Annotated in this window: 16 protein-coding genes; 5 read left to right on the plus strand and 11 right to left on the minus strand. The window is 39.3% G+C overall.

Going from position 1 to position 15,965, the window contains the following annotated elements:
- Nucleotides 1–45 precede the first annotated feature (45 nt).
- The 11 genes from I6J02_RS09895 to I6J02_RS09945 form a co-directional block, all read right to left on the minus strand.
- Complete coding sequence (locus I6J02_RS09895; protein ID WP_201681511.1) at nt 46–2,157, minus strand: SurA N-terminal domain-containing protein; 2,112 nt, start codon at nt 2,155–2,157, stop codon at nt 46–48.
- 156 nt (nt 2,158–2,313) lie between these two features.
- Nucleotides 2,314–2,916 carry an LPS export ABC transporter periplasmic protein LptC gene (gene lptC / locus I6J02_RS09900; protein WP_201681512.1) on the minus strand — a complete coding sequence of 201 codons (603 nt, stop codon included), beginning with the start codon at nt 2,914–2,916 and terminating at the stop codon, nt 2,314–2,316.
- Nucleotides 2,917–2,928: 12 nt separating this feature from the next.
- The gene (locus I6J02_RS09905; RefSeq protein ID WP_201681513.1) at nt 2,929–4,251 is read right to left on the minus strand and encodes a hypothetical protein; all 1,323 of its coding nucleotides are present in this window, start codon (nt 4,249–4,251) and stop codon (nt 2,929–2,931) included.
- 377 nt (nt 4,252–4,628) lie between these two features.
- A complete protein-coding gene (locus I6J02_RS09910) occupies nt 4,629–5,612 on the minus strand; it encodes a DUF6427 family protein (RefSeq protein ID WP_201681514.1) in 984 nt (327 codons plus the stop codon).
- 82 nt (nt 5,613–5,694) lie between these two features.
- Complete coding sequence (locus tag I6J02_RS09915) at nt 5,695–5,907, minus strand: CcmD family protein (protein ID WP_201681515.1); 213 nt, start codon at nt 5,905–5,907, stop codon at nt 5,695–5,697.
- Nucleotides 5,908–5,922: 15 nt separating this feature from the next.
- A complete protein-coding gene (gene ccsA, locus I6J02_RS09920) occupies nt 5,923–6,594 on the minus strand; it encodes a cytochrome c biogenesis protein CcsA (protein WP_201681516.1) in 672 nt (223 codons plus the stop codon).
- A 24-nt stretch (nt 6,595–6,618) separates the two neighbouring features.
- A complete protein-coding gene (locus I6J02_RS09925; RefSeq protein WP_201681517.1) occupies nt 6,619–7,278 on the minus strand; it encodes a heme exporter protein CcmB in 660 nt (219 codons plus the stop codon).
- Nucleotides 7,279–7,350: 72 nt separating this feature from the next.
- Complete coding sequence (locus I6J02_RS09930; RefSeq protein WP_201681518.1) at nt 7,351–7,692, minus strand: YtxH domain-containing protein; 342 nt, start codon at nt 7,690–7,692, stop codon at nt 7,351–7,353.
- Between the two features lie 97 nt (nt 7,693–7,789).
- A complete protein-coding gene (locus tag I6J02_RS09935) occupies nt 7,790–9,625 on the minus strand; it encodes an ABC transporter ATP-binding protein (protein ID WP_201681519.1) in 1,836 nt (611 codons plus the stop codon).
- Between the two features lie 60 nt (nt 9,626–9,685).
- Nucleotides 9,686–10,237 carry a hypothetical protein gene (locus tag I6J02_RS09940; protein WP_201681520.1) on the minus strand — a complete coding sequence of 184 codons (552 nt, stop codon included), beginning with the start codon at nt 10,235–10,237 and terminating at the stop codon, nt 9,686–9,688.
- 59 nt (nt 10,238–10,296) lie between these two features.
- Nucleotides 10,297–11,082, minus strand: coding sequence for an S-adenosyl-l-methionine hydroxide adenosyltransferase family protein (locus I6J02_RS09945; RefSeq protein WP_002997184.1), 786 nt, complete (start codon nt 11,080–11,082; stop codon nt 10,297–10,299).
- Between the two features lie 343 nt (nt 11,083–11,425).
- Here I6J02_RS09945 and I6J02_RS09950 point away from each other — a divergent pair, with 343 nt between their 5' ends.
- The 5 genes from I6J02_RS09950 (at nt 11,426) to hisC (ending at nt 15,962) form a co-directional block, all read left to right on the plus strand.
- Complete coding sequence (locus I6J02_RS09950) at nt 11,426–12,400, plus strand: PhoH family protein (RefSeq protein WP_201681521.1); 975 nt, start codon at nt 11,426–11,428, stop codon at nt 12,398–12,400.
- A gap of 90 nt (nt 12,401–12,490) precedes the next feature.
- Nucleotides 12,491–13,438, plus strand: coding sequence for a phosphoribosylaminoimidazolesuccinocarboxamide synthase (locus I6J02_RS09955; RefSeq protein ID WP_201681522.1), 948 nt, complete (start codon nt 12,491–12,493; stop codon nt 13,436–13,438).
- Between the two features lie 125 nt (nt 13,439–13,563).
- A complete protein-coding gene (locus I6J02_RS09960; protein WP_201681523.1) occupies nt 13,564–13,941 on the plus strand; it encodes an STAS domain-containing protein in 378 nt (125 codons plus the stop codon).
- Nucleotides 13,942–13,944: 3 nt separating this feature from the next.
- A complete protein-coding gene (locus I6J02_RS09965; RefSeq protein WP_201681524.1) occupies nt 13,945–14,856 on the plus strand; it encodes a ribonuclease Z in 912 nt (303 codons plus the stop codon).
- 47 nt (nt 14,857–14,903) lie between these two features.
- Complete coding sequence (hisC, locus tag I6J02_RS09970; RefSeq protein ID WP_201681525.1) at nt 14,904–15,962, plus strand: histidinol-phosphate transaminase; 1,059 nt, start codon at nt 14,904–14,906, stop codon at nt 15,960–15,962.
- Nucleotides 15,963–15,965: the final 3 nt, after the last annotated feature.

The following is a 15,965-nucleotide window of genomic DNA, read 5'->3' on the forward strand; positions in this document are numbered from 1 at the left end:
AAGCCGGACAAATACTGTCCGGCTACAAAGTTACTTAATTATATTCTAAAAGAATCTAATGCGATTGTCATCAATCTTAGCTTTATCCTGAAGTGCTTTGAAGATAGAGTTCCATGAACGTTGCGCTTTAGAAGCGATCAACTGTTTCTGTTGTGCTTTGATCTCTGTTGCTACCTGGTTTTTAGGATTTACAAATCCGTTTACCTGTACAACATATACACCCTGATTTCCTTTGATCGCTGTTGAAGGTTTGTTTGGCTGTAATCCAAATACAGTACCTACAACTGCGTTTTCCAATGCTACTCCCGGGATAACAGGATTTGCTAATACTATGTTTTCAACCTGAATAGGTGATTTACCTAATTTCTGACCAACCTGATCAATTGAAGATGCTCCTTTCAAAGCATTTTCTGCTTTTTCTTTCAGTTGTCTGGCTTTTACCAGATTTCTTACCGGAGTTTCAATATCAGCTTTAATAGCTTCCAAAGGAAGAAGTCCTTTTGGTTGAATATCTGCCAGACGAGCAACGATAAAAGTATGATCTGTTTCATAAACTTTATCTGTTACATCTCCTTTTTTGGCATCAAATGCCCATCTCAACAATTCTCTTGGTACTTCGTTGCCATCTAACGTATTGTCCATTGCAGTAACACGTTTTGCTGTTGCATCTTTCAAACCTTGTTTCGCAGCCAGAGCTGTGAAATTATCTTTATCCAAAGCAGAGAAGAAGCTGTTTGCTTTTGCATATGCTGCATCGATTGTTTCTTTACCACTTGAAATGGCTTTATCTACAATGGCAGCTTTTACTACTTTAGAGTTTCCGACTTGTTTTTCGATTTTTACAATGTGTACACCGAACTGACTGTTTACGATCAATACATCTCCAGTCTTGCCTTCGAATACTGCTTTGTCAAATTCAGGAACCATTCTTCCTCTTCCAAATGTTCCAAGATCACCTCCGTTTGCTTTGCTGCCTTCGTCCTGACTGAACTGAATAGCCAATGGACCGAATGCTTCGCCTTTTGCAATCAGATTCTTAATAGAGTCTGCTTTGGCTTTAGCTTTGTCAACACCGCCTTCTGCAGTCGGGTTTAATAAGATATGACTTGCTTTTACCGAATCAGGGCTGAAAGTAGCATCTTTGATTTTAGCGATTTCGTATACGCCATTTGAAAGAAACGGACCTACTGTAGCACCTACCGGAGCATTGAACAATACGGAATCAAGAGCAGGGCTTACCTGACCTTTTTTCAGATAAGTGTACGGATATTTTGTATCTGAGTTTACACTTGCAAATAAAGAGTCATTTGTAGATGCAGCAAGATCCGCTTTTAATTTCTGAACAACAGCTAATGTTGCAGCTGTATCTCTTTGATTAGGGCGTCCGTCTACAAGTACATACTCAATAGAGCGTGTTTCTTCAGGATTTTTGAATGCATTTTTATTTTCATCGTAGTACTCTTTATAGTCTGCATCTGTCAGTTTGATGTCAGCATCTTTGATAGAAGAGTAGTCTAACAATACATATTTAAAGTTTGCAAGTTTGTTACGTTGAATGTAATCGTCATTTGCTTCCAGAGAAGTGACGTAAATGCTGTTGTTAAGCAGGTTTGTGTATTTGGTGCCCATACGCTCGTCACGTACGCTTTCCAGTAACATTTCCCATTGTTGCTGCATTTCAGGGGTGCCTTCACTTTTCAATCTGCTCAGGAACATATTCAGTTGTGCTTTGTCAAACTGACCCGTCTGAGGGTTTGTGAAAGCCTGAACGACCTGATAAGATGGGTTTGGACCATTTACCAATGCATTCAATTCGTCTTTACCTACTGACAAACCGATTTTCTCAACTTCCTGTTTTAGAATTTCTTTGGTTACAAATTGATTCCATACTTGCTGAACGGCATAATTTTTCATTTGCGGGGTGAGGCTTCCTCCACCCATTTGTTGTTGGAACATTGCTGATGCTTGTTCAACCTGAACATTGAAATCAGGGTAGCTGATTGATTCTCCATTGACGCTTCCTACCTGATTCTTTGAGTCGGCCAAAAAAGGCGCTCCAGTACGTACAACGTCTCCTAACAAAAATGCAACAATTGCAATACCGATAACGGTTACGATCAAACCCGCACGGTTTCGCAAAAAGGTCATTAATCCCATAGTTTATAAACTGTATTTTATTGTTTAAATGCTGATTTTTAGTTTAATAATTCACCTACACTAAAAACGAGGTGCAAGATACAACTTTTATAAAAAAAAGCGTAATATTTTATTGTTGTTGAAAACTATTCTCCTACTTTTTTTGTTTTACACGGTCTAATTGCCAAAAGAAGGGAATGCTGAGTTGTCCTGAATGTAGTATAAACCTGTTGCATTCTGAATCCGGACATCTTTAAAGTCAGCATCTGATGTAAAAGATGATCCCTGTAGATTACCTCTGCCATCTTTAAAGAAACCTGTGATCATCACGTGGTTATAAAACGAATCGGAGTTTTCATCATAAATAAGTTCTTCTGTTTTTATGATGGAACCATCAATCCGGGTGATGACTACATTCTTTTTGAAGGTAGTTGTTTTCTGCTTTTCCCGCTGGATCGCATAATCCGATACAATCTGTTGACTTTCTTTACCAAGAGCATCATAAAATACAATTTTTACGCCTTTTGGAAATTCGTAATTACTTGTTGTGTCATGATGAACGCGCATTTCCGGACTGGTCAGTACCGCTTTTACCAGTGCAGAATCACTATATGTAATCGTGACGCCGTAAGAGATGTCTACAGCCTCTCCTTTTTTCATATTGGCGATACGGTCTACTTCTTTAAGATCGGGCTCGCAGGAGTGTAATAAGATTGCCCCTAACCATAATATTATCGATAGGGGCAGTGTATGTTTTAATATAGAAATGAATGCTGTCATTAGCAATCGCTACTAATCATAATTTCTTCGTGAAAACCACTTGTCATTGAGTGTAAATCCAATATTGAAATTGATATACCGCTCGCGGACAAGATTGTTTGACAAGGTGCCCATCTGTCCAAGTTCTGCTGAGACATTGATCTTAGAGAATGCACGGGAATAAGGTGTAGACGGTAAAGGAAGACCCATACCTAAAGTGATGGCCATATCTTTGATATCGGTGCCATTGATATTCATTTGTGTCTTGTCGTATCTGAATCCGATTCGGTAATCTACCAGGTTCAGGTAGCGGATCGATGAAGGATCAGGTGTGAATTGCCCACCTATTGCTACGCCATAGCTTTTCCCCAGTTGTTGTTCGCCTTGTCTTACCTGGAAATCTGACCAGTCAGCATATTTGAAATCTGCACCTACCAGCCATTTGTTTGATTTCGCAAGTGTAAATCCAACATTATGCTTCAAAGGAAGATTAATGTTTCTGGATCCTTTTTCATTGATGTATGACGTATCCGTAGCAATATTTTCTACATCTGAAAGACTTGGTTGCGTACGGGTAATGAGTATGGTAGATTTATCTTTGATCGTATTATTCAGGGAACCTGAGTATCCGACTGTCAGGTTGAGTTTGTTGCCCAAAGATTTAAAATATTGTACCCCATAGTCCAGTGATGCTCCGGAAAATGAACGAATATTATTTTGTGTCGTATTGTAAGCTCCTAAGCTGTACGGGAATTCAATTTTGGAGATATCGGTGAGATTACCAAATATATAACTTACGTTCGCTCCTATGCTGAAACCTTTGAAAGGACTTATTCCGTATCCGATGAATGCTTTATTCAATCCTCCTTCACCTGAAAGTGTACTTCTGTAAGACAAGGTGTCCAGCGTCTTGATATTATTGTAAGAATAACCTACATCTGAAAAAGGCAAAAGACCGAAAGCAACACCACCCGCTTTACCCAAAGGAATTCCCATGGTGATATGGCTGAAAGCAAAATCTGCGGTATTATCTGCAGCACTTCCTTTTTCCAGCTGTGTTACATTTCCGTAAAGTCCGGCATCAAATATGGTATGGTGAAAACCGCTGTAGGAAGCCGGATTGGCTATGTTCATAGTATTTGTTCCGCCAAGATATCTCAAACCTGTAGAAATTCCTCCCATTGCTCTGGTTTGCGGGAGTAAATCTAGGCGCATCTGACCAATGCCTAATTTGGAATAAGGTGACGCTGAAGTCGACTTCTGAGCATATACTGCTGTGCCGCAAGACAGGATACCTAATGCAATAAATAATGTCGAAGCTGTCTTTTTCAGCCCTTGTATAAAGTGTTTCTGCATGTTAAAAATTGATATTGATGCCATAATTCCCGTATATGCTATCGCATATTTTTCTATAATACGGGAGACTGTTAGCAACACGCTTGTTCAAAGTTCCTAAACAGGAAACTCTGTTATCCTCGAAAATACGGTCATGTATTAAACAAAAATCAAGACCTTTACTGGCAACTTTGTGTTGATCCGAATATAAGGTTTTGAAATACATCTCCGTGCTTATGTTTAACAACAATTCTTGTTTTTTCAGTGATCAGATCCGGATATATTCCTGCTTGAATGTCAGTAGTATCCTGATTTTTTCAGTTACAAAACTATCTATTTTTTGATTATTCCGTAAGTTCTATTTGTTAAAAAAGGTTAAAGCTCTTATTTTCAGTTTTTTACATAAACTGAAAGTAGATAATTGCCATAATAATTATAGCATAAAGAGATTCATATATCCATTTATTTTTGGCGTAAGTAAAATAGTAAGCCAAATAAATGGTAATCGGTGGTGCGCAAAGTAAAAAGTGACTTTCAGAAATGACCGGATTAAGATAAAAGGAACCGATCGCCAAAAGTAACATGAAAAACAGTAACTGGAAGGATTTCCTGACATGGACTATACTCTTAAAGAACTGATCTTTCAATATGAGTAAAAAGAGTATCAGAGCAAAAAGTATAGGTACCAATACAAGGTAATCATGGAAGTCCATATGTAAGGACTTTGGAAATGAATTCGTAAATGGTTTGAATATTCCAAAAAACTGATCTATACGGCCTAGCCAATAATAAATAACCCCGATAATAAAATATATGGTACATAATCCGAGTAATGTTGCAATCCATTCTCTCCAGTTGAAGGGTCTGAAAATAATCAGACTTATCCACAAGAGAATAAACATGACAATAAACGGAAAATAGACCAGACTGCCTATTCCGACAATCATACCCAGGTCAAACATGATCCCTTTGATATCCTGATGGTGATAGATATTCAGCAATTTGCTGAGCATCCAGATGGAAATAAAGTTACAGATAAGTGTGGGTGAAAGGACTAAAAAAGGAATGAAGAGACTGGCCAGTGTCATGTACATCAATGCTGTCAAAAAACTCGGTTTGCCCAGAAAATTAAAATTGTTCATGAGCCTGTTGAGTAAAAATGCCTGTATCAGCGTAAGGGCAAGAGTTGTCAGCACATTTGATTGTGGTGCCAGTGTCAGTCCGAATTGTAAGCCTAAGAGGTTATTAAGCGCAGGCTCAAACAGCATGGGGGTGAGTTCATCCGGAAGATGCAGAAATACACCAAGACATAACCCGAGTCCAATTACTGCGAGTAATACGATATTAACAGGTGTAAATTTTCTGAACTGATTGATGATCATTGATCCGGATCTCGTTTATATTAGGCGCTTAGATGTTATGCAATCAGGGCGTAAACTTTTGTATGTCAACGCCCCGATAAAATTACTTTTTGTTATTTTTCTCTAATTTGCTGATTCTTTTGTCCAGTGTAAAGAGGTATGCTGCTACACCCAGAAAAATAAGAAGTAAAACCAGAACTACAACCCAGATTTTTCCTGAGCTTCTCAGTCCCGTTGCCATTTCGATTTCACCTTGTGCCGAAGCATACAATGACGTACACAAAATGAAGAATATAGATAGAATAGTTTGTTTCATGAATCTTACTATCGATTAATTAATTTCGTTGTTAAATTGTTCGCGCTCGATTAATCTGGCTCTGTAACGGAGTGAACCTATCCATACTCCGATAAGACTCCAGCCTAAACCGGCAGCGTACAATACAGGTCTCAGATTGTTGTCCATATCTATGTCACTAAATGTGGAATTACCCCCATTCCCTGGATGCAGAGAATCCGTGAGTCTCGGTAACACATATAGCAGGACGATCATGACCGGAAAGGCAAAGATGTTGTAGATAGCCGATATTTTGGCTCTCTTCTGCTCTTCGTCAAGTGCATTTCGCAGTACTAAATAGGCCAGATACATCAGTGTGGCTATAGCCGAACTATTTAATTTCGGATCTTTTGGCCAGGGATCGCCCCATGTAATATTAGCCCACAGCATACCGGTTCCTAATCCGAGAAAGCAAAAAATAATCCCTGTATTTACTGCTTCTACAGCAATCAGGTCATATTTCATGTTTCCTGAATTCAGATATTTGACACTATAAATGACGGAGATAAGATAGAGGGTGAGCATCGCAAACCACATCGGTACGTGGAAATAAACATTTCGGATACTTTCATGGAGTATTGGGAGAGTAGGGACGGGGCCAATTAATCCTGCAACGATGGATGCTGCTACTAAAACTACGGCAAGGATTTTCCACCAATTTTTTCTCATTTCAATTCTAAATTTTGTACTGTTTTAATCTCTCCAAAGGTAAGGAAATAACAATAAAGAAATCGTAACAGTTATCACATTAATCGCAAGTAATACAACAATATGATCCAGACTCTGACTTCTTTCCAGTCCATCCATTGCATTTTTTGACAAACGGATGAGAACCAGTAACAGCGGAATGATAACAGGAAAACTAAGGATAGCCATTAGTGTACTGTTATTCCCAGCCTTGGAACTGATACCTGATACCATGGTAAATACTGATGCAAAGCTGATACTTCCCAGTATCACGGAAATGAAATAGAACAGGGGATCTGCAAGGGGATTCCGGAAGATTATAGCATATACACTGAACGCTATTGCAGATAACAGCATCATGATCAGTGTGTTGTAAATAATCTTGGAAAGAATGATTGCTTTGGCGTCAACTATGGAGTAATAATAAAGTTGACGGTTTGTGCTCTCCTGTACAAAACTTCTGCTGATGGCATTGATAGATGCAAAAAGCATAATGATCCAGAAGAGGGCATTCCAAACAATGGAATCTACGGCTGTAAATGCCTGATAACAGACAAAAACCGTAGATACCACGTAGAGTAAGATGCCATTGATAGCGTATTTAGATCGCCATTCTAACAGTACATCTTTATATACTAAAGTCTTAACTTGTTGAAACAAATTCATTCGCTACAAAGATACTAAAAATCGAATGTGAATAGTGTAGCGAAACGATATATAGCCTTAAGCTATATCAGATTATGCGTTGTCGATGCTGGATTTTGCTTTTGAAGCTCCTTCATCTACTTTATTCGCCATGTTGTGTGCTGCACTGCTTGCTTTTTCTGCCAGATCTTTACCTAAATCTTTAGCTTTACCTTTCAGTTCCATGATTTCATCTTTTGCAGATTGTGCAAATTTAGAAGCGCGTTTAGCTTCTTTTTTAGAAAGATCTTTTAGGGATTTTGTCAGACTTTTGATACCGTCATTCGCACGATCCATCTGTTTTTTTCCATCCTCTGTTGCTAATAGATAGTAAGCTGCTGTACCTGCTGCTAATCCTAATAATGCAAATGCCAAAATTCCGTTTTTATTTTTCATGATTTCATGTTTTTAATGTTGTCAACTCTATTGTTATCTATAAGTATTAACAATAGCTACACCAAAAAGTTTCAACACATAAAAAATTAACATTTTTTTACAGTTGCTCTTTTTGGGATGACTGTAAGGAATATAGATGATGGTAAAGTCCTGAACCTTTGCTCATAAGTTCCACATGGTTACCCATGTCAGATACTATTCCATCTTCGACAACAATGATCTTATCGGCATGGATTACTGTTGAAAGGCGGTGGGCAATAATGATGGATGTTCTGTTTTTCATGAGCTCTTCCAGGGCCAGCTGTACCAATCTTTCGGATTCGGAATCTAACGCTGAAGTTGCTTCGTCCAATATGAGTATGGCAGGATCTTTTAATAATGCCCGGGCTATCGCTATACGCTGACGCTGTCCTCCGGAAAGCTTTACTCCCCGTTCTCCGACAAGGGTGTCGTATCCTTCCGGAAATTCCATTATAAAATTATGTGCATTTGCTCTTCTTGCTGCTTTGATAATCTCTTCAGCATCAGCATCCAGCTTACCGTAGCCGATATTTTCGCGAATTGTTCCTCCAAATAGAAGCACATCCTGCGGTACTATAGCGACCTGATTACGGATGTCTGTCAGTAAATAGTCTTTAGAAGGGACTCCATCATAGAGGATCTGTCCACTGTCGGGACTGTAAAACTGAAGGATAAGGGAAGCGATTGTAGATTTACCTGTTCCGCTTGGCCCGACGATGGCAATCTTCTCGCCGGAACTGGCATCGAAAGAAATATTCTTAAGGATCTGATTGTCTCTCCTTCCCGGATAAGTAAATGCTACATTCCTGAATGTGAGATGACCTTCAATTTGTTTTTTGATTGTTTTGTTGTCCTCGCTTAGTGCTATATCTTCCTGTTTCTCGTTTAAGATTTCGATAACGCGTTCGCTGGCACCCAATGACCGCTGTATATTGGCATACAACTCCGGGAAACTTCCCATTGAACCCGCCACAAACATAGAATAAAGAATATATGTAGTCAGATCTCCTACTGAAATTTCTCCTGCAGAGACTAATGAGGCACCGTACCATATGACTGCAATCACTGCTCCGAAAATGCAGAAAATAATGAAAGAAGCAAACATGCCCCGGTAAGTAGCGCCTTTTACAGCCAGGCAGATTACCGCATCCAATTTGCCGGAATATCTTTTTGTCTCATAATATTCATTGACAAAAGCCTTTACATTGCTGATTCCTAATAATGTTTCCTGCACTATACTGTTGGAATCTGCAAGCTGATCCTGCGCCTGACGCGAAAAATTACGGATAAAACGTCCGAATATAAGTGCTGTGACCACCAGAATCGGCAGGATGCATAGGTTCATTAATGCTAACTTAGGTGACACTGCAATCAGAAGTACTACCCCAAAAGCCAGACTGATAACCTGGCGCAGGGTCTCGGCCAGTGTCGTTGTCATGGTGTCCTGTATTTGTGCCAGATCAGAGGAAAGACGGCTGTTTAATTCACCTACTCTGCGGTTTGCAAAAAACTCAATAGGAAGGGTTATTAATTTATTATAGGTATCACGACGGATATTGGCTAATGCTTTTTCTGCTATTTCGACAAATAATCGTATTCTGAAAAAAGAAATGATAGATTGAATAAATAGAATCGAGAAGCTGATGCCTCCGATGTAGGCTATATTATTATGAAGCCATGGGTAGGTTTGTTTGCCTTGAGCAGCATCAATCATCGCACCTAACAACGCCGGAAATGTAAGCATTGTCAAACTTGAAATAATTAAAAAAGCCATACCGAAACCGAATTTTACACGGTACGGTTTGATATACGAAAAGATTTTGCTTGCCTTGTGAAGTAACTCTTTGTTTAGTTTGGGCTTGGGTAAATCTTCAGATTGCGTATTACCGCTGTTCAATCTCGCTCTCGCCATTTTCTATTGCCTATAAAAAAAATCTATTTGCAAAAGTAGCCATATTATTGTGTGAGCATATCACGCTTTCGTCACTTTTTGTTGTTGAACCTGCTTATAGAGTTTATAAAGGAAGAAAACAAGCACAAAAATAACAGCAACGGCGAGATAAAGGAGGACGTTTCCACTGTGATCACTATTCTCCAGCGTATCGGTTTGTTTTTTTAGCGCTTCATTTTCATTCTGCAGTTTGTTAATCGTATTCATGTAGGCCGTGACCTGCCCGTCATACTCAGTTGCGAGTTTCTGAAATTTCTCTCTTTCAAAATCTTTCAAATCCAAAAGCCTTTTGGTTTCGATAAGGATATTGTTGTCCGTAGTAACTATGTCTTTCAGGATATCGATAGACTTTTGCATATCACCCTTAGACTTAAAGAGTCCGAATATTCCTGTTTTTTTCTGAAGGCTCACATCATATTCTCCGAATTGGACACTACGGTTGTGAAGCAGTTCATTCACTTTCTTACGTTGTATTTCATAAGAAAGCGTATCTGAAGTTGGTTGTTGTGCATGTACAGCCGGTACATAGGCCAGCAATAGAGCAACATAAAAAAGAAGATGTTTTATTTTCATGTATTATTCTATTTTTCGGATTTGAAAAAAACGTACTGTAATCCCGGTGTTAGTGAATGTTACGGCTTGTGGAACTCAACCCGGATGGCCTCATCCTGAGATAATCCAAGGAGCTGACTTGCATTTCCTTTGTTGATCGCTATTTCCAAAAAGTTGCTGATCCCGAAGAGACATAGCTTCTCGCCCTCAGAAACTTCATTATAGTGCCAGCTCATTTTGTCGATTGTCTCATTACGTTTAAAGTATAACGTAAATCCGCGGCCAGCTTGTATTTTATTGAACAAATCTTTGCTGATATTGCTGATCACATTTCCGAAAGAGTCAATATAAGAGACATGTCCTTTGATCGAATTCTGATCGAAGATTGGTTGAAAAGTAGCTTTTTCTATGGGTTTATCTATAGGGATACCAATTTCGCTCATCTTTCCTCCTTTGGCAATATGGCAGGTCGCTTTGGTAAGGATATCCGCCAGTGGGAAGTGCAGATATCTCAGGTCCTGCATAATGTCCAGTTCCACAACTTCTTCAGCCTGATTTTCGCCTAATATAATACTGAAGATACCATTGTCCGCTCCGACAAAGAAGTGTCCGTTGTATTTCATAGCAATATATCGGGAATCTTCCTGAAATACGGTGTCAATCCCGATGAGATGTACCGTTTTCTTAGGGAAATAGTGGTATGCATTCTTTAAAACGAAAGCGGCATGCTGTACATTGAAAGAGGGGATTTCGTGAGTAATATCTACAATACGAACATCAGGAAGCTGAGAGATTATACTCCCCTTCAAAGCAGCTTGGTAAAAATCTTGATATCCTAAGTCCGTTGTTAAAGTAATAACACCCATATAACCGCAAAACGTATTTTGTCTCTAATTTATCCTGATCTTGGCGGCCTTCCCAAAAATAGCTCGCGACATCTGTTGAATCGAAATATTTTTTCGATAAGGACTACAAAAGTAAGAGTTATTTACTGGAATCATAGTTTACAATCAATTAATCTTTATCTTTTTTTAATTGGTACAGATAGTTTGTACTTTTGATTGATCATTTGCAAAATACTAAAAAAATATCGAAGTTTTTGAATGTATTTTGCATACTATGCCCACAAAATTTTAGTACATTTAGTGCGAAATAAGGATTGTATACCTGCGTCTTTATTTTCTATGGTTACATGAAAAATATATTAATTTGAACGAACTACTGATAACACTTGAGGAAGTCAATTTGGTCACTCTGTGGGGGACTCAAAATGAGAATTTTGAATACATTAAGAAGCAATTTCCGAAGATCAGAATGGTAGCCAGAGGAAATGAACTGAAAGTATTGGGAGAAGAACAGGAACAGCAACATTTTAAGGGAGCCTTTGATCAGATCTTATCTCATATCGAACGGTTTCATAGTCTGTCTATATTGGATCTGGAAGAAATAATAGGAGTAAAGCATCCTGTAGCGGAGAAAAAGGCTGATGGTTCGGAAAAGAAACAAGAAGGTGCGCCGGCTTTTAGCGGAGAGCCGATTGTGTATGGTCCTAATGGAATAATTGTGCGGGCACGTACGCTTAATCAGCGTAGGATGGTTGACAGTATTTCCAAGAATGATATTTTATTTGCAATAGGTCCGGCCGGAACAGGGAAGACATATACTGCTGTTGCTCTTGCTGTTCGTGCCTTGCGCAATAAAGAAATCAAACGTATTATCCTGACCCGGCCTGCAGTAGAAGCAGGGGAGAATCTGGGTTTTCTTCCGGGCGATCTGAAGGAGAAAGTAGATCCTTATCTGAGACCTTTATATGATGCGCTGGATGATATGATTCCTGCAGAAAAGCTGAAGGGATATCTGGAAAACAGAACTATTGAAGTGGCTCCTCTGGCTTTTATGCGCGGACGTACACTGGATAATTGTTTTGTGATTCTGGATGAAGCACAGAATGCAACGGATATGCAGCTGAAGATGTTTCTGACACGGATGGGGCCTACGGCCAAATTTATTGTAACCGGTGATATGACACAGATTGACCTTCCGAAGAAAAATCAATCCGGATTATCTACAGCAGTGAAATTGCTGGAAGGAATAGAAGGTATAGATATGATTTATCTGAGTGGCGGAGATGTGGTGAGACATAAACTGGTAAAACGTATATTAGAGGCATACGGAGATATTTAGTACTTTGTCTATCAGCTGAAATCATTTGCTGAAAGACATTGCTGAGGCAGTTCATACTGCTTATTATTACTTATGAATTTTTATTTTGAAATGAACGCAATAAGAGAAACAAATTTTAATTTCGAAAACCAAACCGCTTTTTACAGAGGAAAGGTACGTGATGTCTATACTATTGCAGATCAGTATCTGGCAATGGTTGCGACAGATCGTATATCTGCATTTGATGTTGTGCTGCCCCGTGCTATACCTTATAAAGGTCAGGTACTGAATCAGATAGCGGCTAAGTTTTTAAAAGCTACGGAAGATATTCTGCCAAACTGGGTAGTAGAAGTGCCGGATCCGAGTGTGACTATTGGTAAGATGTGTGAGCCATTCAAGGTAGAGATGGTTATCCGGGGATATCTTTCCGGACATGCGTGGCGTGAATATAGTGCGGGTAGAAGAGAAGTCTGCGGAGAGAAACTTGTAGAAGGTCTTAAAGAGAATGATAAACTTCCTGAGCCTATCATAACGCCGACCACAAAAGCTGCAGTAGGCCATGACGAAGATATTTCACGAGCTGATATTCTGAAAAAAGGAATTGTGAGTGAGGAAGATTATATCCAACTGGAAAAATACACGAAAGCCTTATTCCAACGGGGTACGGAGATTGCAAAAGAAAGAGGTTTGATTCTGGTGGATACCAAGTATGAGTTTGGTAAGCGTGACGGAGTCATTTATCTTATAGACGAGATCCATACACCGGATTCTTCCAGATACTTTTATGCAGATGGATATGAAGAACGTCAGGCAAACGGCGAAGCTCAAAAGCAATTGTCCAAAGAGTTTGTGCGGAAATGGTTAATAGAAAATGGTTTTCAGGGAAAAGACGGACAGCAGGTGCCGGAAATGACAGATGAAATCGTAAACTCTATTTCCGAGCGATATATTGAACTGTATGAGCATATTACCGGAGAACAATTCAAATATCCTAAAGAGGGTGAAGTCCTCGGTAGAGTAGAACATAATATTTCTGCTGCATTAAAGACACTGCATTAAGCAGGGAAATAAAGTTGGAAATTAAAAACACCTGTTGTCGCGGCTCTTGCTTAAATGACAGGCTGTAGTAAGAAGAAGGGATTTCCTGTACAAGAAGGATAGTCTTTAACGTAAAAAATTGGCATATGAAATATACAATTGATAAGCATGACCGATATATTGTAATCGAACCGTTATCGGACGTGTTGAACGCTGAAAAAGCAGCAAAGTTGAAAGCTGAACTTTTATTGCGCAATACAACCGGACAACGCAATATAGTGTTGGATCTGTCGAATGTACGTGAAGTAGATGAGGAAGGTGTTCGTATTGGCATTCTGGCCAACAGACTTTGTCATACGATAGGGGGGCTGTTTATTCTGGCCAATGTAGACTCTGCAGTGCTGGAAGTATTGGAAATGTCTCATTTGCACCAAACCCTGACTATAGTAGATTCCGTAAAGATAGCCGAGGATATGATCTTTGCGCATGAATTAGAAATGGATTACAGAGGGGAGAAAGATTAGCGCATGAAGTTTGAGGTTTTGATTTTGGGCAATAGCTCCGCTACGCCGATGTACGAACGTCATCCTTCGAGTCAACTCCTCAATTTTAATGAACAGTTTTTTCTGATCGATTGTGGAGAAGGCACACAGATGCAACTATTCCGCTACGGTATCCGTAGTAATCGCATAGGCCATATATTTATCAGTCACCTGCATGGTGATCATTATCTGGGACTTGTAGGTCTATTGTCTTCTATGCATTTAGTGGGCCGCAAGTCGGACCTGCATTTATATGGCCCGGCACCTTTGAAAGAGATCCTGGATGTGCAGTTCAGACATTCTGATACACAATTAAGGTACAATCTGATCTTTCATCCCACGAATCCGGATAAAGAAGAAGTTATTCTCGAAACTGCTGCCTTCAAAGTAAGTACATTTCCACTTACACACCGCATTCCCTGCACAGGATTCCGGTTTGATGAGGGCAAACGTTCACCATCTATAATAGGGGAGCTGGTAGAGCAGTTGAATATTCCTAAACAATACATAGGTGGAATAAAAAGAGGGCTTGATTACACTGCCCCTGATGGAAAAGTATATAAAGCTACTGATCTGACTATACCAGCACCTCCCTCAAGAAGCTATGCTTATTGTTCGGATACTGTACGTGTACCTGACTATCTGGCTGCGATCAGCAATGTAGATCTGTTGTATCACGAATCCACTTTTTTGCATGAAATGGTCGAAAGGGCCAAAGAAACACTGCATACAACTGCTCAGGAGGCAGCTGAAATAGCGAAGGAAGTTGGCGCACATAAATTACTTCTGGGGCATTACTCTGCAAGATATCGTGAATTACAGCCACTATTAGAGGAAGCACAACACATTTTTAAGAATACTCAGCTTTCTGTTGAAGGTAAATGGTTTTCTGTGTAGTGTTTTTGTGAATTTTTCCTCATATTTACGGCTCTAATTTTTTTAAAATGGATAATCCATTCAACTTAACCGACTTACTACGGGATAATATCAAAAATCTCGTACCTTATTCTTCTGCCAGAGATGAATTTAAAGGAGAAGCATCTATCCTGATTGATGCCAATGAAAATGCCTTTGGATCACCTCTGAATCATAATTACAACCGTTATCCCGATCCGTTGCAGCATCAGGTGAAAGATAAACTTTCGCATATAAAAGGCGTTCCTGCAGCAAATATGTTTTTAGGAAACGGGAGCGATGAAGCTATCGATATTTTATTCCGCGCATTCTGCCGTCCGGGTGTAGATAATGTCATTCTTGTTCCGCCCACTTACGGAATGTATGAAGTATCTGCCAATATTAATGATGTGGCTTTCAAAAAAGTCAATCTGACTAAAGAGTATCAGCTAGATCTGGATGGTATACAGGAGGCTGTAGATGCATATACCAAGCTTATTTTTATCTGTTCACCAAACAATCCGACAGGAAATTCTATTAACCGTAAGGATATCGAGTTGATTTTGAATAACTTTCACGGGATTGTAGTAGTAGATGAGGCATATATCAATTTTTCGCAGACCCGATCATTTACGCAGGAGCTTGCAGAATATCCTAATCTTGTTGTCCTGCAGACGCTTTCCAAAGCCTGGGGGCTGGCTGCATTACGTCTTGGAATGGCTTTTGCCAGTAAAGAGATTATTGAGGTATTCAATAAAATAAAACCGCCGTATAATATTAATCAGGCGACACAAGATATTGTTCTGGAAGCTCTGAATCAGGTTGATCAGGTAAATGCCTGGATTAAAGAGACTGTCTCAGAACGTGAGTTGTTGGTAAAAGAACTTGTTAAGATCGGATATGTACAATATATCACTCCGTCTGATGCTAATTTTATCTTAGTCAGAATGGATGATCCGAGAGGTTTATATACTTATTTAGTACAGCACGGTATCATTGTGCGCGACCGTTCCAAAGTAGAACTATGTGAAGGTTGCTTACGTATTACTGTAGGTACTCCTGATGAAAATAAAATACTATTAGAAAAAATGACTGCTTTTGCAGGCTAATTA

Source organism: Sphingobacterium spiritivorum, assembly GCF_016725325.1.
Lineage (GTDB): Bacteria > Bacteroidota > Bacteroidia > Sphingobacteriales > Sphingobacteriaceae > Sphingobacterium.

Coding starts and splice junctions, on each gene's coding strand:
- I6J02_RS09895 (WP_201681511.1), bottom strand. CDS start 2,157: ATGGGATTAATGACCTTTTTGCGAAACCGTGCGGGTTTGATCGTAACC.
- lptC (WP_201681512.1), bottom strand. CDS start 2,916: ATGACAGCATTCATTTCTATATTAAAACATACACTGCCCCTATCGATA.
- I6J02_RS09905 (WP_201681513.1), bottom strand. CDS start 4,251: ATGCAGAAACACTTTATACAAGGGCTGAAAAAGACAGCTTCGACATTA.
- I6J02_RS09910 (WP_201681514.1), bottom strand. CDS start 5,612: ATGATCATCAATCAGTTCAGAAAATTTACACCTGTTAATATCGTATTA.
- I6J02_RS09915 (WP_201681515.1), bottom strand. CDS start 5,907: ATGAAACAAACTATTCTATCTATATTCTTCATTTTGTGTACGTCATTG.
- ccsA (WP_201681516.1), bottom strand. CDS start 6,594: ATGAGAAAAAATTGGTGGAAAATCCTTGCCGTAGTTTTAGTAGCAGCA.
- I6J02_RS09925 (WP_201681517.1), bottom strand. CDS start 7,278: ATGAATTTGTTTCAACAAGTTAAGACTTTAGTATATAAAGATGTACTG.
- I6J02_RS09930 (WP_201681518.1), bottom strand. CDS start 7,692: ATGAAAAATAAAAACGGAATTTTGGCATTTGCATTATTAGGATTAGCA.
- I6J02_RS09935 (WP_201681519.1), bottom strand. CDS start 9,625: ATGGCGAGAGCGAGATTGAACAGCGGTAATACGCAATCTGAAGATTTA.
- I6J02_RS09940 (WP_201681520.1), bottom strand. CDS start 10,237: ATGAAAATAAAACATCTTCTTTTTTATGTTGCTCTATTGCTGGCCTAT.
- I6J02_RS09945 (WP_002997184.1), bottom strand. CDS start 11,082: ATGGGTGTTATTACTTTAACAACGGACTTAGGATATCAAGATTTTTAC.
- I6J02_RS09955 (WP_201681522.1), top strand. CDS start 12,491: ATGAACGCAATAAGAGAAACAAATTTTAATTTCGAAAACCAAACCGCT.
- I6J02_RS09960 (WP_201681523.1), top strand. CDS start 13,564: ATGAAATATACAATTGATAAGCATGACCGATATATTGTAATCGAACCG.
- I6J02_RS09965 (WP_201681524.1), top strand. CDS start 13,945: ATGAAGTTTGAGGTTTTGATTTTGGGCAATAGCTCCGCTACGCCGATG.
- hisC (WP_201681525.1), top strand. CDS start 14,904: ATGGATAATCCATTCAACTTAACCGACTTACTACGGGATAATATCAAA.